Annotated in this window: 17 protein-coding genes; 9 read left to right on the forward strand and 8 right to left on the reverse strand. The window is 68.4% G+C overall.

Going from position 1 to position 19274, the window contains the following annotated elements; all coding sequences use genetic code 11:
• Positions 1-3 precede the first annotated feature (3 nt).
• The 3 genes from dapE (at position 4) to cls (ending at position 3616) form a co-directional block, all read left to right on the forward strand.
• On the forward strand, positions 4-1143 hold the full coding sequence (gene dapE, locus U4Z31_RS01230; protein ID WP_321809233.1) for a succinyl-diaminopimelate desuccinylase: 1140 nt from the start codon (positions 4-6) through the stop codon (positions 1141-1143).
• A gap of 11 nt (positions 1144-1154) precedes the next feature.
• Positions 1155-2063: a 50S ribosomal protein L3 N(5)-glutamine methyltransferase gene (prmB, locus tag U4Z31_RS01235; RefSeq protein ID WP_124519992.1), complete on the forward strand. Its 909-nt coding sequence runs from the start codon at positions 1155-1157 to the stop codon at positions 2061-2063.
• Positions 2064-2176: 113 nt separating this feature from the next.
• Positions 2177-3616 carry a cardiolipin synthase gene (gene cls, locus U4Z31_RS01240; RefSeq protein WP_321809234.1) on the forward strand — a complete coding sequence of 480 codons (1440 nt, stop codon included), beginning with the start codon at positions 2177-2179 and terminating at the stop codon, positions 3614-3616.
• Positions 3617-3722: 106 nt separating this feature from the next.
• Here cls and U4Z31_RS01245 read toward each other — a convergent pair whose 3' ends face one another.
• Entirely contained in the window at positions 3723-4202 is a 480-nt protein-coding gene (locus U4Z31_RS01245) for a glutathione peroxidase (RefSeq protein WP_321801211.1), read from the reverse strand.
• A gap of 136 nt (positions 4203-4338) precedes the next feature.
• On the opposite strand from U4Z31_RS01245, the gene U4Z31_RS01250 reads away from it, so the two are divergent.
• On the forward strand, positions 4339-6270 hold the full coding sequence (locus U4Z31_RS01250; protein ID WP_321809235.1) for an ATP-binding cassette domain-containing protein: 1932 nt from the start codon (positions 4339-4341) through the stop codon (positions 6268-6270).
• A gap of 196 nt (positions 6271-6466) precedes the next feature.
• On the opposite strand, the gene U4Z31_RS01255 is transcribed toward U4Z31_RS01250, so the two are convergent.
• The 3 genes from U4Z31_RS01255 to alr all read right to left on the reverse strand — a co-directional run bounded on the left by U4Z31_RS01255 (position 6467) and on the right by alr (position 9340).
• Positions 6467-6733, reverse strand: coding sequence for a DUF2866 domain-containing protein (locus tag U4Z31_RS01255; protein WP_044847945.1), 267 nt, complete (start codon positions 6731-6733; stop codon positions 6467-6469).
• A gap of 148 nt (positions 6734-6881) precedes the next feature.
• Complete coding sequence (gene radA / locus U4Z31_RS01260) at positions 6882-8258, reverse strand: DNA repair protein RadA (RefSeq protein WP_044847946.1); 1377 nt, start codon at positions 8256-8258, stop codon at positions 6882-6884.
• A gap of 11 nt (positions 8259-8269) precedes the next feature.
• Positions 8270-9340 carry an alanine racemase gene (gene alr / locus U4Z31_RS01265; protein ID WP_044847947.1) on the reverse strand — a complete coding sequence of 357 codons (1071 nt, stop codon included), beginning with the start codon at positions 9338-9340 and terminating at the stop codon, positions 8270-8272.
• Positions 9341-9558: 218 nt separating this feature from the next.
• Between alr and lplT the strand changes: the two genes are divergently transcribed.
• Both lplT and thiD read left to right on the forward strand, forming a co-directional pair.
• Entirely contained in the window at positions 9559-10866 is a 1308-nt protein-coding gene (gene lplT / locus U4Z31_RS01270) for a lysophospholipid transporter LplT (RefSeq protein WP_044847948.1), read from the forward strand.
• A 58-nt stretch (positions 10867-10924) separates the two neighbouring features.
• Complete coding sequence (gene thiD, locus U4Z31_RS01275; RefSeq protein WP_124666404.1) at positions 10925-11734, forward strand: bifunctional hydroxymethylpyrimidine kinase/phosphomethylpyrimidine kinase; 810 nt, start codon at positions 10925-10927, stop codon at positions 11732-11734.
• 18 nt (positions 11735-11752) lie between these two features.
• On the opposite strand, the gene U4Z31_RS01280 is transcribed toward thiD, so the two are convergent.
• Genes U4Z31_RS01280 through tsaB form a run of 4 tightly spaced genes read right to left on the reverse strand, consistent with a single transcriptional unit; the run spans position 11753 to position 15036 of the window.
• Entirely contained in the window at positions 11753-12712 is a 960-nt protein-coding gene (locus U4Z31_RS01280) for a DUF1853 family protein (RefSeq protein ID WP_321809236.1), read from the reverse strand.
• Entirely contained in the window at positions 12709-13785 is a 1077-nt protein-coding gene (locus U4Z31_RS01285; RefSeq protein WP_321809237.1) for a uracil-DNA glycosylase family protein, read from the reverse strand. Before U4Z31_RS01285 ends, U4Z31_RS01280 begins: the two co-directional genes overlap by 4 nt.
• Positions 13772-14272, reverse strand: a complete 501-nt coding sequence (rimI, locus tag U4Z31_RS01290; RefSeq protein ID WP_044847952.1) for a ribosomal protein S18-alanine N-acetyltransferase — start codon at positions 14270-14272, stop codon at positions 13772-13774. The genes U4Z31_RS01285 and rimI overlap by 14 nt, the downstream gene beginning before the upstream one ends.
• Positions 14269-15036: a tRNA (adenosine(37)-N6)-threonylcarbamoyltransferase complex dimerization subunit type 1 TsaB gene (gene tsaB / locus U4Z31_RS01295; RefSeq protein WP_044847953.1), complete on the reverse strand. Its 768-nt coding sequence runs from the start codon at positions 15034-15036 to the stop codon at positions 14269-14271. Before tsaB ends, rimI begins: the two co-directional genes overlap by 4 nt.
• Positions 15037-15183: 147 nt before the next feature.
• On the opposite strand from tsaB, the gene U4Z31_RS01300 reads away from it, so the two are divergent.
• The 3 genes from U4Z31_RS01300 (at position 15184) to aceA (ending at position 19051) form a co-directional block, all read left to right on the forward strand.
• Positions 15184-15453 carry an acyl-CoA-binding protein gene (locus U4Z31_RS01300; protein WP_044847954.1) on the forward strand — a complete coding sequence of 90 codons (270 nt, stop codon included), beginning with the start codon at positions 15184-15186 and terminating at the stop codon, positions 15451-15453.
• Positions 15454-15821: 368 nt separating this feature from the next.
• Positions 15822-17363 (forward strand): DEAD/DEAH box helicase, encoded by a 1542-nt coding sequence (locus tag U4Z31_RS01305; protein ID WP_044847955.1) that lies wholly within the window; start codon positions 15822-15824, stop codon positions 17361-17363.
• Between the two features lie 380 nt (positions 17364-17743).
• Positions 17744-19051 carry an isocitrate lyase gene (aceA, locus tag U4Z31_RS01310; protein ID WP_321809238.1) on the forward strand — a complete coding sequence of 436 codons (1308 nt, stop codon included), beginning with the start codon at positions 17744-17746 and terminating at the stop codon, positions 19049-19051.
• The last annotated feature ends 223 nt before the right edge of the window (positions 19052-19274 follow it).

Genomic DNA, 19274 nt, shown 5'->3' on the forward strand with positions numbered 1-19274 from the left:
ACCATGTCCGCCACCCTAGCCCTTACCGAACAGCTGATCGCCCGCGCGTCCGTCACGCCCGACGACCAGCATTGCCAGCAGATCATGACCGAGCGCCTCGCCGCGCTCGGCTTCGAATGCGAAACCATCGCGTCGCACGGCGTGACCAACCTGTGGGCCGTCAAGCGCGGCGCCGACGGCCGCGACGGCAAGCTGCTCGCGTTCGCGGGCCACACCGACGTCGTGCCGACCGGCCCGCTCGAGCAGTGGACCTCGCCGCCGTTCATTCCCGCGCATCGCGACGGCAAGCTGTACGGCCGCGGCGCGGCCGACATGAAGACGTCGCTCGCGGCGTTCGTCGTCGCCTCCGAGGAATTCGTCGCGGCCCACCCCGGCCACCGCGGCGCGATCGCGTTCCTGATCACGAGCGACGAGGAAGGCCCGGCCACCGACGGCACCGTGAAAGTCGTCGAGCTGCTCGAAGCGCGCGGCGAACGTCTCGACTACTGCATCGTCGGCGAGCCGACGTCGACCGCCGAACTCGGCGACGTCGTGAAGAACGGCCGCCGCGGCTCGATGTCGGGCGAGCTGATCGTCAAGGGCGTGCAGGGCCACATCGCGTACCCGCACCTCGCGAAGAACCCGATCCACCTGCTCGCGCCGGCGCTCGCCGAGCTCGCCGCCGAACAGTGGGACGAAGGCAACGAATACTTCCCGCCGACCACCTGGCAGGTGTCGAACCTGCATGCCGGCACCGGTGCGACCAACGTGATCCCCGGCAACGCGGACCTGATGTTCAACTTCCGCTTTTCGACGGCGAGCACCGTCGAGGGCCTGCAGGCGCGCGTGCATGCGATCCTCGACAAGCACGGCCTCGAATACACGCTGAAGTGGTCGGTGAGCGGCCTGCCGTTCCTCACGCCGCGCGGCGACCTGTCGAACGCGCTGGAGAACGCGATCCGCGCCGAGACCGGCCTCACGACCGAGCTGTCGACGACGGGCGGCACGTCCGACGGGCGCTTCATCGCGCGCATCTGCCCGCAGGTGATCGAGTTCGGTCCGCCGAACGGCAGCATCCACAAGATCGACGAGCACATCGACGTGCGCTTCGTCGACCCGCTGAAGAACGTGTACCGCCGCGTGCTCGAACAACTGATCGCCTGACGGAGCCTCGCATGACGACACCTTTTGCAACTGTTCGCGACCTGCTGCGCTATGCGGTCACGCGCTTCTCGAAGGCGAAGCTCGCGTTCGGCCACGGCTCGGACAACGCGTACGACGAAGCCGCCTACCTCGTGCTCCACACGCTCGACCTGCCGCTCGACACGCTTGAGCCGTTCCTCGATGCCCGCCTGCTGCCCGACGAAATCGCGGCCGTGCTCGCGGTGATCGAACGGCGCGCGACCGACCGCGTGCCGGCCGCGTATCTCACGCATGAAGCGTGGATGCACGGCCACCGCTTCTACGTCGACGAGCGCGTGATCGTGCCGCGCTCGTTCATCGGCGAACTGCTCGACGACGGGCTGCAGCCGTATGTCGCCGATCCCGAGCAGGTCGGCGCTGTGCTCGAGCTGTGCACCGGCTCCGGCTGCCTCGCGATCCTCGCGGCCAGCGCGTTCCCGAATGCCGAGATCGACGCGGTCGACCTGTCCGAGAAGGCACTCGAAGTCGCCGAGATCAACGTGCGCGACTACGGCCTCGACGATCGCATCACCCTGCATCGCGGCGACCTCTACACGCCGCTGCCCGCGTTCCGCGCCGAACCCGACACGCGCTACGACGTGATCCTGACGAACCCGCCGTACGTGAACGCGACGTCGATGGCGGCCCTCCCGCCCGAGTACCGGCACGAGCCGGAAATGGCGCTCGCGGGCGGCGACGACGGGATGGACATCGTGCGGCGCATCATCGGGCAAGCGCACAACTGGCTGCACGACGACGGCGTGCTCGTCGTCGAGATCGGCAACGAGCGCGAGCACGTCGAAGCCGCGTTCGGCGGCCTCGAGCTCACGTGGCTGCCCACCAGCGCGGGCGACGACGCCGTGTTCCTGATCCAGGCGTCGGACCTGCCGCGCAAGGCCTGACGGCGCGCCGCGACCGAACCGTGCGGTACGGCACACCGCTGTCCCGCACGGTTGGGTAAGATGCGCGTAAGCGGCCGTCGCGCCGCACGACTTCAGGAGTCCGTCACGCGCCCATGACCCTCGACTGGCTACATCTCGGCACCCTGGTCCTGGCCATCCATGTGCTCGGGATCATCGCGGCGTGTCATGCGCTCATGAATACCCGCACGTCGCAAGGCGCGATCGCATGGGCCGTGTCGCTCGCCGCGATGCCGTACCTGACGCTCATCCCGTACCTGTTCCTCGGCCGCAGCAAGTTCTCCGGCTATGTCGACGCGCGGCGCCACGAGATGGAAGCGCTGCGCACGCACGCACCGCGCGCGCCATGGCCCGCTGCGGACGCAACCGACGGGCAGGCCGCCGACGCGATCGGCCGGGCCGCCGTGCTCGCGCTCACGCGGCTGGGCGGAATGCCGTTCGTCGGCGGCAATGCGGTGCGCACGCTCGTGAACGGCGACGCAACCTTCTCGGCGATCCTGTCGGCGATCGACGCCGCGCGCGACTACGTGATCGTCCAGTTCTTCATCGTGCGCGACGACGCGCTCGGCCAGATGCTGCGCGACGCGCTGCTCGCCCGCACGGCGGCCGGCGTGCGCTGCTACCTGCTGTACGACAGCATCGGCAGCTTCGACCTGCCGCGCGGTTACGTCGACACGCTGCGCCGCGGCGGCGTCGAGGTCCATCCGTTCGCGACCCACCGCAAGTTCGTCAACCGCTTCCAGCTCAACTTCCGCAACCATCGCAAGATCGTCGTCGTCGACGGCAATCGCGCGTTCGTCGGCGGTCTCAACGTCGGCGTCGAATATCTCGGTGCGAACCGGCGCCTGTCGCCGTGGCGCGACACCCATATCGAGATTCGCGGCCCGGTGGTGGCCAGCATCCAGTACGTGTTCGCCGAAGACTGGCACTGGGCCACGCAGACGCTGCCGCCGCTCGCCGCGCCGCCGGAGGCGCTGCCCGACGACGCGATGCATTGCCTCGCCGTGCCGATGGGGCCGGCCGACAAGCAGGAAACCGGCTCGCTGTTCTTCGTCGAGGCGATCAACGCCGCGCGCGAGCGGATCTGGATCACGACGCCGTATCTCGTGCCCGACGAAGCGGTGATCGCCGCGCTGAAGCTCGCGGTGATGCGCGGCGTCGACGTGCGCATCCTGATTCCGAGCCGGCGCGATCACTACGTGGTGTTCGAGGCGTCGAAGCTCTATGCGCGCGATCTCGTCGACGCTGGCGTCAAGGTGTTTCGGTACCGGCCCGGCTTCCTGCATCAGAAAGTGCTGCTGATCGACCGCGTCGCGGCCGCCATCGGCAGCGCGAATCTCGACAACCGCTCGTTCCGGCTGAACTTCGAAATCATGGTGCTGACCGTCGACCGCGCGTTCGCCGCCGAAGTCGAAGCGATGCTCGACGCCGATTTCGCGCTGGCCTACGAAGTCGATGCGAACGAGTATCGGCACTCGCCCGCGTGGCGGCGTATTGCAATGCACGTCGCGCGCCTGTTCGCGCCGATCCTGTAGCGGTTGCGCGAGCGCCGGCCCCGCGCCGCCGCCCGGCGGCGCATGCTTTCGCACGGCGCGACCCAGGCCGGCTCGATCCGAACCGCCCGCTCGCCGCATCGAACCGTCAAAGCAGCTTGTCGATATCCGCGGCGATTTCCTCGGGCTTCGTCGACGGCGCGTAGCGCTTGACGATCCGCCCGTCGCGGTCGATCAGGAATTTCGTGAAATTCCACTTGATCGCCTTGAGGCCGAGGATGCCGGGCGCCTCGTCGGTCAGGTAGCGGTACAGCGGATGCGCGTGGTCGCCCTTCACGTCGATCTTCGCGAACATCGGGAACGTGACGCCGTAGTTGCGCTCGCAGAACGCGCCGATCTGCGTGGCGTCGCCCGGCTCCTGCTTGCCGAACTGGTTGCACGGGAAGCCGAGCACGAAGAAACCGCGGGCCGCGTACTGCTCATACAGCTTCTGCAGGCCCGCGTACTGCGGCGTGAAACCGCACTCGCTCGCGGTATTGACGATCAGCAGCACCTTGCCGCGATACGCGTCGAGCGACGCGGGTGCGCCCGCGAGCGTCTCTGCGCTGAACGAATACAGGGTGGACATCGGGCACTCCTTTTACGAAACCGTATCGACGTGGAGTCTAGGCGAAATCGCGTCGTTGCGGCACCTGCCGAACGGCCGATATCCGGGGCGACGCGCGCGCAGTCTAGAATAGCGGTTTTGGTCAGTCATTCCCGCCGTGATCCGTTTCAATCAGTTCAGCCTTGCGCGCGGCACCAAGCCGCTGTTCGAGTCGGCCTCGTTCGTGCTCAATCCCGGCGAGAAAGCCGGCCTGATCGGCGCGAACGGCGCCGGCAAATCGACGCTCTTCTCGGTCCTGCGCGGCGAGCTGCATTCCGACGGCGGCGATTTCGCGATGCCGCCGTCGTGGCGGATCGCCCACGTGTCGCAGGAAACGCCCGCCGTCGACCGCTCCGCGCTCGACTACACGCTCGACGGCGACACCGCGCTGCGCGAGATCGAGGCGCGTATCGCCGCCGCCTCGGCCGCGCACGACGGCGCGGCCGAAGCCGACGCGCACGCGGCGTTCGCCGACGCCGACGGCTATACGGCCCCCGCGCGCGCCGAAGCGCTGCTGCTCGGCCTCGGCTTCACGCTCGCGCAGACGCGCGAATCGGTCGCCAGCTTCTCCGGCGGCTGGCGCATGCGGCTGAACCTCGCGCAGGCGCTGATGTGCCGCTCCGACCTGCTGCTGCTCGACGAACCGACCAACCACCTCGACCTCGACGCGATCGTCTGGCTCGAAGACTGGCTGCACCGCTACGCCGGCACGCTCGTCGTGATCTCGCACGACCGCGAATTCCTCGACTCGATCTGCAACGTCACGCTGCATCTGGAAAATCGCCAGGTGAAGCGCTACGGCGGCAATTACTCGCAGTTCGAAGTGCTGCGTGCGCAGCAGCTGGCGCTGCAGCAAAGCGCGTACGAAAAGCAGCAGAAGACGATCGAGCACCTGCAAAGCTTCGTCGACCGCTTCAAGGCCAAGGCAACCAAGGCCAAGCAGGCGCAAAGCCGGATGAAGGCGCTCGAGAAGATGGAGCTGATCGCGCCCGCGCACATCGCGTCGCCGTTCACGTTCGAGTTCCGCACGCCCGACGCCGCGCCGAACCCGATGATGGTGATGGAAGACGTCCGCTGCGGCTACCACGCCGAGGACGGCACGGACATCCCGATCGTCGAACGCGTGGCGCTGTCGATCCAGAACGGCCAGCGCATCGGCCTGCTCGGCGCGAACGGCCAGGGCAAGTCGACGCTGATCAAGACGCTGGCCGGCACGCTCGCGCCGCTGTCGGGCCACGTGCGCGACGGCAAGGGGCTGACGATCGGCTATTTCGCGCAGCACCAGCTCGAAACCCTGCGCGAGGACGATTCGCCGCTCGCGCATCTCGCACGGCTCGCCCCCGATACGCGCGAGCAGGAACTGCGCGACTTCCTCGGCGGCTTCAATTTCTCCGGCGACATGGCGACGAGCCCGGTCGGCCCGTTCTCGGGCGGCGAGAAGGCGCGGCTCGCGCTTGCGCTGATCATCTGGCAGAAACCGAACCTGCTGCTGCTCGACGAGCCGACCAACCACCTCGACCTCGAGACGCGTCACGCGCTGACGATGGCGCTCGCGCAGTTCGAAGGCACGCTGATCCTCGTCTCGCACGACCGCCACCTGCTGCGCGCGACCACCGACCAGTTCATGCTCGTCGCGAAGCACCGGCTGCAGCCGTTCGACGGCGACCTCGACGATTACCGCGACTGGCTGCTGCAGCATGCGGCCGAGCAACGCGCGGCCGCGAAGGCCGACAGCGCGGCGGCAGCGGGCACGGATCCGGGCGTCAACCGCAAGGACCAGAAGCGTCAGGCGGCCGAGGAGCGCCAGCGGTTGTCGCAACTGAAGAAACCGCTGCAGAACCGCATCACGAAGCTCGAAAGGGAAATGGAAACGCTGCACGCGGAAAAGGCGCGCCTCGACGCGTTCGTCGCCGATCCGGCGAGCTACGAAGCCGCGCGCAAGACGGAACTGACCGAAGCGATCCGCAAGCTGGGCGAGGTCAATGCCCGGCTCGAAACGGTCGAGGCGGACTGGCTCGCCGTGCAGGAAGAACTCGAGCAGATCGGCTGAACGCGCCCGGCGCGCCGTCAGCCGGTCGTTTTCAGCGGCGGCCGCACGCCTAGGCACGATCCACGACCGGCGAACCCGCCCGGCCGCACCGGGCGCGGAAACGACAAGGCCGGGCACCCGGGCCCGGCCTCTTTGTCATTGTTGCGTTCGACGTGATCGCGTCGGCCGTCCGCCGGCCGCCGGCCGCGCCAACCGCTCAACGCCGCGGCAACGTATCGCGCGGCATCTGCTCGTCATCGCCCATCAGGTGACGCCGCCCTTCGGTCGGCCGGCGGATCGCCGCGGCGACCTCCGCTTCCGTCACGTCCTCGGACACGACCCGGCGCGCCAGGCGCCCTTCGTCGTCGATCCATTCGACGATCCGGCATCCGCCGCCCCACGGCTGAACGATCGGCTCCGACACACGGCAGCCGCGCAGGTTGTAACTGCGTCCGCTCGGCGCTTCCCCATACTGTTTAAACATAGGTTCCCTTCGCATTGTGCGGTTCGACGATCCGGCAAAGGATAGGGAAAAGCGATGTCCGGCGGGTTACATCAGCCTACATATTCATTACATTCAATTACGCGACAGATCACCGTGGCCAACGCACGGCGGCGCTGGCCAGCCACGGCTATTCGAGATCGCGCACACGGTCGATCGCCTGCTCGATCCGCTCGACGGCCATCACGTTCAGTCCTTCGATCGGCTGTTTCGGCGCATTCGCCTTCGGGATCAGCGCCGCGGTGAAACCGAGCTTCGCCGCCTCGCGCAGCCGTTCCTGGCCGCGCGGCGACGGCCGGATCTCGCCCGCCAGCCCCACTTCGCCGAACACGATCAGGCCCTTCGGCAGCGCCTTGTTGCGCATCGACGAATGGATCGCGAGCAGCACCGCGAGGTCGGCGGCCGGCTCGGTGATCTTCACACCGCCCACCGCGTTCAGGAACACGTCCTGGTCGAAACACGCGATGCCCGCGTGCCGGTGCAGCACCGCGAGCAGCATCGCGAGCCGGTTCTGCTCGAGGCCGACCGCGAGCCGGCGCGGGTTCGGCACGTGGGCCGTATCGACGAGCGCCTGGATCTCGACGAGCAGCGGGCGCGTGCCCTCCTGCGTGACGAGCACGCAGGAACCCGGCACGACCTGCTCGTGCTGCGACAGGAACAGCGCGGACGGGTTCGCGACGCCGCGCAGCCCGCGCTCGGTCATCGCGAACACGCCGAGCTCGTTGACCGCGCCGAAGCGGTTCTTGAACGCGCGCACGAGCCGGAACGACGAATGGGTGTCGCCCTCGAAGTACAGCACCGTGTCGACGATGTGCTCGAGCACGCGCGGGCCCGCGAGGTTGCCCTCCTTCGTCACGTGCCCGACCATGATGATCGCGGTGCCGGACTGCTTCGCGATGCGCGTGAGCTGCGCCGCGCACTCGCGCACCTGCGCGACCGAGCCGGGCGCCGATGTCAGCGCTTCGGAATAGACGGTCTGGATCGAGTCGATGACGGCGACGTCCGGCCGTTCCGCGTCGATCGCGGCCTGGATCTTCTCGAGCTGGATCTCGGCGAGCAGCTTCAGCTCGGCCGCCGGCGCGCCGCCGTCGAGCAGTGCGAGCCGTTGCGCGCGCAACGCGATCTGCGCGGCCGATTCCTCGCCGCTGATATAGAGTGCGCGCCGCTCGCTCGCGATGTCCGCGAGCGACTGCAGCAACAGCGTCGACTTGCCGATGCCGGGATCGCCGCCGATCAGCACGACGCCGCCCGGGACCAGCCCGCCGCCCAGCACGCGATCGAATTCGCCGATGCCGGTGGAGAACCGCGGCACGTCGGCCGCTTCGATGTCGACGAGGCGCTGCACGGGCGCGCGTTTCGCGAGCGACTGGAAGCGATGGGCGGCCGGCGACTCGGCGACCGATTCGACGAGCGTGTTCCAGGCCTGGCACGACGGGCATTGCCCCTGCCACTTCGGGGTTTGTCCGCCGCACTCGCTGCAGACGTAGACGGTTTTCTGTTTGGCCACGCGTGCTGCCCTTATTCCGCGCGCACCGGCACGCGGGCGGCGACCGCGCACATCAGTTCATAGCCGATGGTCCCGCAATGGCGCGCGACGTCGTCGATCGGCAGCGCGTTGCCCCACAGCTCGACCCGCGCGCCGACGCCGGCCTGCGGGCACGGCGTCAGGTCGACGGTAATCATGTCCATCGACACGCGGCCGACGATCCGCGTGCGGATGCCGTCGACGATCACGGGCGTGCCTTCGGGTGCGACGCGCGGATAGCCGTCCGCATAGCCGCACGCGACGACGCCGATGCGCATCTGCGCTTGCGCGGAGAACGTCGAGCCATAGCCGATCGCCTGCCCCTTCGCGATCGTCTGCACGGCGATCAGCTCGGAGGCGAGCGTCATCGCGGGCTTCAGGCCCGTGTCGGCGATGTCGGACGACAGCCCCGACGGCGATGCGCCGTACAGCACGATCCCCGGCCGCACCCAGTCGAAGTGCGTATCCGGATGCCACAGCACGGCCGCCGAATTCGCGAGGCTGCGCGCGCCCGCGATGCTTGCCGCGCCGCGCTCGAACGTCGCGAGCTGCTCGGCGACGCCGCGCTCGTTGTCGGCGTCCGAAAAATGGGTCATCAACGTGATCTGGCCGATGCCGGGGCACGCACGGGCGCGCTCCCACGCGGCGCGGTACTTCTCCGGCACGTAGCCGAGCCGGTTCATCCCGCTGTTCATCTTGAGCTGCACGTTGACGGGCTTCGACAGCCGCGCCGTCTCCAGCATCCGCATCTGCTCGTCGTTGTGGACGGTGGTCGTGAGGCTGTAGCGGTCGATCACGTCGATGTCGGTCGACCGGAAGAACCCTTCGAGCAGCAGGATGGGGCCGGCCCAGCCGAGCTCGCGCAGCTTCACGGCCTCGTCGAGGTCGAGCAGGCCGAAGCCGTCGGTGCCGCGCAGGCCGGGAAACACGCGCGCGAGACCGTGGCCGTACGCGTTGGCCTTGACGACCGCCCAGACCTTGGACGGGCCGGCAAAGCGGCGGACGACGGAGAGATTGTTCGCGAGGGCGGCGGTGTGGATGGTGGCGGAGATCGGGCGCGGCATGGGAAATTTACGTAAAGACGCTTGCGAATCATCAGCTTACCGCGCCTTTTGAGCACCGAAGCCGACAATTTGCGGAACGATCGGGGAATCTTGCTAGTCCGAATTGCCGTATTTTCGTGTTATAAAGCCGTGCGCACAACCCATTTCGAACGGAATAAGCCGATCGCATACCAGGCGGCCTACGCGGCCCTGCCGCAGCGACGAAAGCATCGCATCAGATGAAAAAAGGTTTTTACACCATCATGGCCGCGCAGTTTTTCTCGTCGCTGGCCGACAATGCGCTTCTCATCGCCGCCATCGCCCTGCTGAAAGACCTCCACGCCCCCAACTGGATGACACCGCTGCTCAAGCTGTTCTTCGTGTTGTCGTATGTGGTGCTGGCGGCCTATGTCGGTGCGTTCGCCGATTCGCGTCCGAAGGGGCGCGTGATGTTCATCACCAATTCGATCAAGGTGGTCGGCTGCCTGATCATGCTGCTCGGTGCCCATCCGCTGATCGCATACGGCATCGTCGGGTTCGGCGCCGCGGCCTACTCGCCCGCGAAGTACGGCATTCTGACCGAGCTGCTGCCGGCCGACCGGCTCGTCGCCGCGAACGGCTGGATCGAAGGCACGACCGTCAGCTCGATCATCCTCGGCACCGTGCTCGGCGGCGCGCTGATCAGCCCGCACATCGCGTCGCACGTGATCGCGCACACGCCAGCCTGGATCGCCACGCCCGCCGAAGCGGCGATGGTGATCATCATGGCGATCTACGTGATCGCCGCCATCTTCAATCTGCGGATCCCCGATACCGGCGCGCGCTACCCGAAGCAGGAGCGCGGCCCGGTCAAGCTCCTCACCGACTTCGCCGACTGCTTCATGGTGCTCTGGCGCGACAAGCTCGGCCAGATCTCGCTCGCGGTCACGACGCTGTTCTGGGGCGCGGGCGCGACGCTGCAGTTCATCGTGCTGAAGTGGGCCGAAGTGTCGCTCAACATGTCGCTGTCCGAAGGCGCGATCCTGCAGGCGGTGGTCGCGGTCGGCGTCGCGGGCGGTGCGATCGCCGCCGCCGCGCGGATCCCGCTGAAGAAGTCGCTCAGCGTGCTGCCGGTCGGCATCATCATGGGCATCGCGGTCATGCTGATGGCGTTCTACACGCGCGACCTGTTCCCGGCGCACTGGGCCGTGCATTTCGGCCACCTGCGCCTGCCCGTGTACCTGATCGTCGCGTACATCTTCCTGATCTGCGTCGGCGCGCTGTCCGGCTACTTCGTGGTTCCGATGAACGCGCTGCTGCAGCATCGCGGCCACGTGCTGCTGTCGGCCGGCCATTCGATCGCGGTGCAGAACTTCAACGAGAACCTGTCGGTGCTCGTGATGCTGTGCCTGTATGCGGTGCTGGTCTGGCTCGACGTGCCGGTCGGCGTCGTGATCGTGCTGTTCGGCACGTTCGTGTGCCTGACGATGTGGCTCGTGATGCGCCGCCACCAGGCGAACCAGCGTCAGTTCGACTCGGTCGCGCTGATCGGCGAATCGCGGCACTGACGCTACACTTCCTGTTTCCGTCCGTCGGCGCCGGTCTTCGAACCGGCGCCTTGCCATCATGACGCACCCGATACCCAACGTCCTGACGATCGCCGGCTCCGACTCGGGCGGCGGCGCGGGCATCCAGGCCGACCTCAAGACCTTCTCCGCGCTCGGCGCGTACGGCGCGAGCGTGATCACCGCGCTGACCGCGCAGAACACGCGCGGCGTGACCGGCGTGCACGCGCCGGACGCCGCGTTCGTGACCGCGCAGCTCGACGCGGTGTTCGACGACATCCGCATCGACGCGGTCAAGATCGGCATGCTCGCGAACACGGCGATCGTGCACGCGGTCGCCGACGCGCTGCGGCGCCATGCGCCGCGCTTCGTCGTGCTCGATACGGTGATGATCTCGAAGAGTTCGCACGCGCTGCTCGCACCCGATGCGGTCGACGCGTTGCGCGACGCGCTGCTGCCGCTCGCGACCGTCGTCACGCCGAACCTGCCCGAAGCGGCCGCCCTGCTCGGCGACACGCCCGCGATGACCGAAGACGACATGGTCCGGCAAGGCCAGGCGCTGCTGAAGACCGGCGCGCGCGCCGTGCTGATGAAGGGCGGCCACCTGCCCGACGCGGCCGCGAGCCCCGACTGGCTCGTCGATGCGGCGCATGCGGTCCGGTTTGACGGCACGCGCGTGCCGGTCAGCAACACGCACGGCACGGGCTGCACGCTGTCGTCGGCGATCGCCGCGCTGCTGCCGCAGCGGCCCGATCTCGACAGCGCGGTGCGCGAAGCGAAGGCCTACCTGACCGGCGCGATCGCCGCGAGCGGCCAGCTCGACGTCGGCCACGGCGTCGGCCCCGTCCATCACTTCCATCGCTGGTGGTAAGCGCCGGCTGACGCGGCGTCAGTGGTCCTGGGCGGCGAACGCCTGCGCACGCGCGGGCCAGTCGTCCGGCACGATGAAGCCGCGCGCCGTCTCCCGCCATACGCCGTTGCCGTCCTGTCGATGGACGCCGATCAGCGCGGGCGCCTGGCGCGCCGTCAAAGCGGACGGCAACTCGAGCGAACGCGCCAGCGGTTCGGGCGCGGCGTCGGCCGCCACCCGCCGCGGCGCGAGCCATGCGAGCCGCGGCAGCACGTTCCATGCCGCACCGTCGGGCTGCGCGGTGGCCCACGCCGGCCACTGCGCGTGCGTGAGCCAGAACCCGCGCGGATGATCGGCCGCGATTTCCGCGGCCACCGGCGGCAGCGGCACGCCGTGCGGATAGAACAGCCAGCCCTTGATGAACATCTGCGCATCGGACGGCGCGCCGTAGCCCAGCAGCGCGAACCCGTGGCGATCGCTCAGCCGCAGTTGATGCTCGAGCAGCCGGCTGCGCTTGCGGTCGAGGCGGTCGACGAGATTCGGCCCGACGAAATCCGCGAGCGACGCGTCGCCGTCGACCGGCGCGCATAGATAGCACTTGACCGCGAGTTCCCAGTGCAGGCGCAGCCCGCCCGGCGCATCGACGAGGAAATCGACCTCGCCGAGCGTCTTGCCGTTGCTGCGCAGCGGCAGGTTGGCGGCGACGAGCCGCAGCGACGGCCCGTGTGTGAGGAAATACTCCAGCAGGCATTCGGCATAGCGGCCGAGTCGCACGGGCCGCAGCCCGTCGAGCGCGCGGTGCAGCGGCTCGGGCGCGGCATCGAGCGCGACGAGCCACGCTTCGACGGCCACCCGCTCGACCGCATCCGACCACGGATGCGCGAGCGGCGCGCCGGGCGCGGCAGTGAGCAGGCTCGGGCTCGCGAGGAGCCAGCCCAGATCGCGGACCGCGGCATCGTGCAGCGTATCGACGAACGCGACCGCCGCGCCGCGCGTCATTGTCCGGCCGGCCCGTGCGCGGCGGCGCCCTCCGCCCGCTGGAACGTATCGCGCGCCAGGCACAGGTCGGCCCACGCCTTCGACTTGTCCTGCAGGCTGCGCAGCAGGTACGCCGGGTGGTAGGTGACGATCACCGGCACGCCTTCGTACGTGTGCACGCGGCCGCGCAGCGATGCGATGCTCGCGTCCGTCTTCAGCAGCGTCTGCGCGGCGAAGCGGCCGAGCGCGACGATCAGCTTCGGCTTCACGAGCGCGACCTGGCGCTGCAGGTACGGCTCGCAGCGCGCGACCTCGTCCGGTTCCGGATTGCGGTTGCCGGGCGGGCGGCACTTGATCACGTTCGCGATGTAGACGTTGTCGCCGCGCTTGAGCGCGAGCGACTGCAGCATGTTGTCGAGCAGCTTGCCGGCCTGGCCGACGAACGGCTCGCCCTGCCTGTCCTCGTTCTCGCCCGGCGCTTCGCCGATCAGCATCCAGTCCGCTTCCCGATCGCCGACACCGAACACGGTATTGGTGCGCTTCTCGCACAGGCGGCAGCTCGTGCAGCCGGCGACGCGTGCGGCGAGCGCATCCCAGTCGAGCATCGCGACCGGCGTTGCAGCAGGACGCGCTTCGGCCGGCGGCAGCGGATCGCCGGGCGGCGCCGCGTCGAACCACGCGAAATCGTCTTCGGTGAGCGGCGGCAGGTCGTCCGCGGCGGCGGCGGCCGGGGACGACGCCGGCCCGGCGGACGCGCGATCGTCGTCGATCGCGGCACGCGCGCCGCTACCCGTTTCCGCAGCCGGTGGCGCGGAGCGCGCGGCGCCCCCAGCGGGCGGCGTATCCGCCAGCGGCATATCGCCGCGCGGGAACACGCGTGCAGGCGCCTGCGTATCACGCGGCCGCTCCGACGTCGGCCGCGACGCGGGCGCGACGGTTGCAGCCGCAACGGTGGACGCATCGTCCGCCGCGCCCGGCACGTCGACCGGCCCGGCCCCCGCGCCACCCGCTTCGGCGCCTTCCGCGCGCGACCCGCGCCGCACCCAGATCTGCGCGAGCCCCATTTCCTCGAGCGCTGCTTCAGCCCACGCCATGCGCGTCCCCTTCGTCCTTGTTCAGCGTCAGACGCATCACGATCGCGTCCTCCCGGCTGCGATGCCGCGCCGGATAGTAGTTCTTGCGCCGGCCGATCGTCACGAAGCCGAAGCGCTCGTACAGATGGATCGCCCGCGGATTGGACGGCCGCACCTCGAGCAGCACGCCGTCGAGCCCCTCCGCGCGCGAGATGCGCACGGCTTCGCGCAGCAGCGCGAGGCCCGCGCCCGACTGCTGGGCGGCCGGCGCGACGCACAGGTTCAGCAGGTGCATTTCGTCGATCACCGGCATCAGCACGCAATAGCCGACGAGCGCGCCCGTCACGTGCCGCAGGCACACGCCGAAATAGCCGTTGCGCAACGAATCCTGGAAATTGCCGCGGCTCCACGGGAATTCGTACGCGACCTGCTCGATCGCGACGACCTCGTCGAGATCGGTGTCGGTCATCGGCGACAAATAGCGGTCGCTCAACAGGACGCCCGTCATCCTTTTGCTCCGTCCGTCTGCGCGGCACGCGCGGCCATGCGTTCGGCGGTGGTCTGCGCGACCTTGTCGCGCACGTATTCGGGTGCGGCCTGGTCGGCCGGCACCGTCCGGCCGGCGCGGAACGCCCGCAGCCCGGCATGCGCGACCGCCAGCGCATGCGGCAGCGCATCGCCGTCGATCACTGCCGCGGCCGCCGCCGCCGGCAGTTGCGCGCCGAACGCGGCGGCCGCGTTGCCCGCGAGCGTAAACGGCGCGTCGGGCACGCCGACGGCGCCCGGTGCATCGAGCGACGCCGGATGCAGCGTGCGCCAGTCGCCCGCCTGCTCGTCCCATGCGAAGTCGGCCCAGTACGCTTCGTCCATCCGCGCGTCGAGCGCGGCCAGCACGCGCGTCGTGCCGGGTGCGCGCAGCCGCGCGTGCTCGGCGCACGCGAGCAGCGTGCTGACCGGCACGACCGGCAGCCCGCGCCCGAACGCGAGCCCCTGCGTAATGCCGGTCGCGGTGCGCAGCCCGGTGAACGAGCCTGGGCCCGCGCCGAACGCGATCGCGTCGCAATCGGCGAACGTGAGGCCCGATTCGGCGAAGAGCTCCTGGATGGCCGGCAGCACGCGCGTGCTCGACACGGCGCCCGTCAGCTCGTGGCGGACCCAGGTTTGCGGGGTGGAAACGGCGTCATCGGCGAAAGCCGAGCGCAGCAGCGCGACCGAGCAGTATTCGGTCGACGTATCGATGGCGAGGAGCACTGTTTGCGTCATGGCCGACATTGTAATGCGGCGCCCCGCTCCCACGGGCGATCGGACCCGATCGCGATGCGCGCGCCGCGCGGCCGGCGGTTTGGAAGGATCGCTCGACCCCGCGCGGCGCGGCGCTTGTTAAGATCGCCCGACCTGAAACCCTTACGGAGACACACGATGAGCGAACTCACCGCCCAATTCGACCAGGCCCAGGTCGACGTCAAGCAACTGACCGAGCGACCGGGCAACCTGACGCTGCTGCGCCTGTATGCGCTCTTCAAGCAGGCAACCGACGGCGACGCGCACGGCGACAAGCCGGGCTTCACCGACATCGTCGGCAAGTACAAGTACGACGCGTGGGAAGCGCTGAAAGGCACGACCCAGGATGCGGCGAAGCAGCAATACATCGAACTCGTCGAATCGCTGAAGAACGGCACGGCGTCCTGATCTGTCCCGCCTGCCGAGACCGGCAATCAATAGGCAATCAAATCAGTGGCGCAGCGCAGCAAATATCTCTATAATGCTGGCTGCGTCACCTCCCGCGCTCGGCTCGCAAGCCGTTCCGGCCCGACGCCTCGTAGCGTTAAGCTCCAATCCGGTTTAGAACCTGTCCCCTCCTGCTTCGACCCTCGCGGTCGTCAACTAGGCTGGCGGCCCCCGCTCCAGAAGCGCGCCGCACCCAAAACAGCTTCTAATGCCTCATCCGCCGACGGTTCGGCGGATTGCACCCGTTTCCCGATTTGCTCGCTGAATCCGACGACTTGGGTATGCGCGATTGGCGCCGACGTTTCACCCACTGTGTTTCAAGGATTGTTATGACTTCGAGCATCAACTCCAGCCCGCTCAACGCGATCGCCGACCAGGCGCTCGGTCTCGAGAACGCCGCCGCACCGGCCGCGGTCGAACCGGCGTCGGACGAGCCGACTTTCGCGTCGCTCGGGTTGTCGCCGGAGATCGTCTCCGCGCTGCAGGCCGCCGGCTACGCCAAGCCGACGCCGGTCCAGCAGCGCGCGATTCCGGCCGGCATCGCCGGTCGGGACCTGCTGGTGTCGAGCCCGACCGGTTCGGGCAAGACGGCCGCATTCATGCTGCCCGCGATCGAACGTTTCGCGCAGCTCCAGAAGGCGCAGGCGCAGCAACCGCGCGCGCCGCGCGAACCGAACCAGGGCGACCGCCGTGCGCGCCGCCCGCAGCCCGTCGCCCGCCCGGGCCTGCTCGTGCTGACGCCGACCCGTGAACTCGCGATGCAGGTCACCACGGCCGCGTCGACCTACGGCAAGCACCTGAAGCGCCTGCGCACGGTCAGCATCCTCGGCGGCGTCGCCTACGGCCAGCAGCTGATGCTGCTCGCGAAGAACCCCGAGATCCTGGTCGCCACGCCGGGCCGTCTGCTCGATCACCTCGAGCGCGGCCGCATCGACCTGTCCGAACTGAAGATGCTCGTGCTCGACGAAGCCGACCGCATGCTCGACATGGGCTTCATCGAAGACATCGAGACGATCGTCGCCGCGACGCCCGAGTCGCGCCAGACGATGCTGTTCTCGGCCACGCTCGACGGCAAGATCGGTTCGCTGACGAGCCGCCTGCTGAAGGATCCGGAACGCATCGAGATCCAGCAGCGCCTCGAGTCGCGCGCGAACATCGCGCAGACTGTGCACTACGTCGACGACCGCGACCACAAGGACCGCCTGCTCGATCACCTGCTGCGCGACGACGCGCTCGACCAGGCGATCATCTTCACGGCGACCAAGATCGATGCCGACCAGCTCGCCGGCCGTCTCGCCGACGCCGGCTTCGAATCGGCCGCGCTGCACGGTGACCTGCCGCAGGGCGCGCGCAACCGCACGATCCGTGCGCTGCGCGAGCGCCGTGTGCGCGTGCTGGTCGCGACCGACGTCGCAGCCCGCGGCATCGACATCCCGGGCATCACGCACGTGTTCAACTACGACCTGCCGAAGTTCGCGGAAGACTACGTGCACCGTATCGGCCGTACGGGCCGTGCCGGCCGTTCGGGCACCGCGGTGAGCCTCGTGCACCACGCCGAGCAAGGCGCGCTCAAGCGCATCGAGCGCTTCGTGCGCTCGCCGCTGCCGGTCAACGTGATCGAAGGCTTCGAGCCCCGCAAGGCACCCCCGCGCAACGATCGCGGCACCGGCGGCCGCGGCCGTCCGGGCGGCGGTAACGGCGGTCGTCGTTTCGGCGGCAAGCCGGGCGGCGGTCATGGCGGCAACGGCCGCAGCTACGGCGGCGGCAATGGCGGCGGCTGGAGCGGCAAGCCGGGCGGCAGCCGTGACGGCGGCCCGCGTCGCGACGGCCAGCGCAGCGGCGGCCCGCGTCGCAGCAATTCGGCGTCGTAAGCACGCCCCGGCGGCCCCCGTGGCCGCCGGCCCATCCGGCAAACCGGCGCACCCGCGCCGGTTTTTTTTCGTCCCGCGCCAAATTTCACGATGCGGAAAATTTTTTTGCGTCGTAAAAAATCATGCTGCGCGGCACAACCTTACAATTGCGAGATGGGAAAAATCGTTTCTCATTGCGAAACACAAAACACAAGTTGTTGATTAACAACGATTAAAAAGTTTCAAACTTCCTGGTATAGCCCCTGTTTCACTCGGATCGGTTTGCCTAGACTCTTATACAAGACTTCTCAAAGCGGCACGCACCGCGCCCCGCTTCGAGAACAGCATCAACACCGTCCGATTCGACCGATCTGGCAACACACCGCATCAAGGAGCTCATCATGTCGCGACAGCAACAGGCACAGGAACTGCAAAAGCAATGGGAAACCGATCCGCGCTGGAAGGGCATCAAGCGCAGCTACACGGCTGAGGACGTGGTGCGCCTGCGCGGCTCGATCGCCGTCGAGCACACGCTGGCCAAGCGCGGCGCGGAAAAGCTGTGGCGCCTCATCAACGAAGAGCCGTTCGTCAACGCACTCGGTGCGCTGACCGGCAACCAGGCGATGCAGCAGGTGAAGGCCGGCCTGAAGGCGATCTACCTGTCGGGCTGGCAAGTGGCCGGCGACGCGAACGTCGCGGGCGAAATGTACCCGGACCAGTCGCTGTACCCGGCGAACTCGGTGCCGCTCGTCGTCAAGCGCATCAACAACACGCTGACGCGCGCCGACCAGATCCAGTGGTCGGAAGGCAAGAATCCGGGCGACGAAGGCTACGTCGATTTCTTCGCACCGATCGTCGCGGACGCGGAAGCCGGCTTCGGCGGCGTGCTGAATGCGTTCGAACTGATGAAAGCGATGATCGAGGCCGGCGCCTCGGGCGTGCACTTCGAGGATCAGCTCGCGTCGGTAAAGAAGTGCGGCCACATGGGCGGCAAGGTGCTGGTGCCGACCCGCGAAGCGGTCGCGAAGCTGTCGGCGGCGCGTCTCGCGGCCGACGTAATGGGCACGCCGACCGTGCTGGTCGCGCGGACCGACGCGGAAGCGGCGGACCTGATCACGTCCGACATCGACGACAACGACAAGCCGTTCCTGACGGGCGAGCGCACGGTCGAAGGCTTCTTCCGCACGAAGCCGGGCATCGGGCAGGCGATCTCGCGCGGCCTCGCGTATGCGCCGTACGCCGATCTCGTCTGGTGCGAGACGGGCAAGCCGGATCTCGAGTACGCGAAGAAGTTCGCGGAAGCGATCCACAAGCAGTTCCCCGGCAAGATGCTGTCGTACAACTGCTCGCCGTCGTTCAACTGGAAGAAGAACCTCGACGACGCGACGATCGCGAAGTTCCAGAAGGAACTCGGCGCGATGGGCTACAAGTTCCAGTTCATCACGCTGGCCGGCTTCCATGCGCTGAACTACTCGATGTTCAACCTCGCGCACGGCTATGCCCGCACGCAGATGAGCGCGTTCGTCGAACTGCAGCAGGCCGAGTTCGCGGCGGCCGACAAGGGCTTCACGGCCGTCAAGCACCAGCGCGAAGTCGGCACCGGCTACTTCGACGCGGTCACGCAGACGGTCGAGCGCGAAGCCTCGACGACCGCGCTGCACGGCTCGACCGAAGACGAACAGTTCTTCGACGGCAAGAAGGTCGCGTAACGCGCGCAAGCGTCACGCCGATGCCGGCCCGTCACGCGACGGCGCGGCATCGGCGGAACCGGACAACAATCAGGGAGGAGACGGCTGGCGCGCGATCGACGTCGCGCGACCGGTCGCGCGCGGCCAGTGGCCGCCAGCAACGACGCGCGCCGGCTTCGTCCGGCGCGCCCTTTTTTCAGCGGCACCGCCGTGCTGTCGCCCGGGCGGCTACGAACGACGGGCG

The sequence above is a fragment of the Burkholderia sp. BCC1985 genome (assembly GCF_905339915.1).
Lineage (GTDB): Bacteria > Pseudomonadota > Gammaproteobacteria > Burkholderiales > Burkholderiaceae > Burkholderia.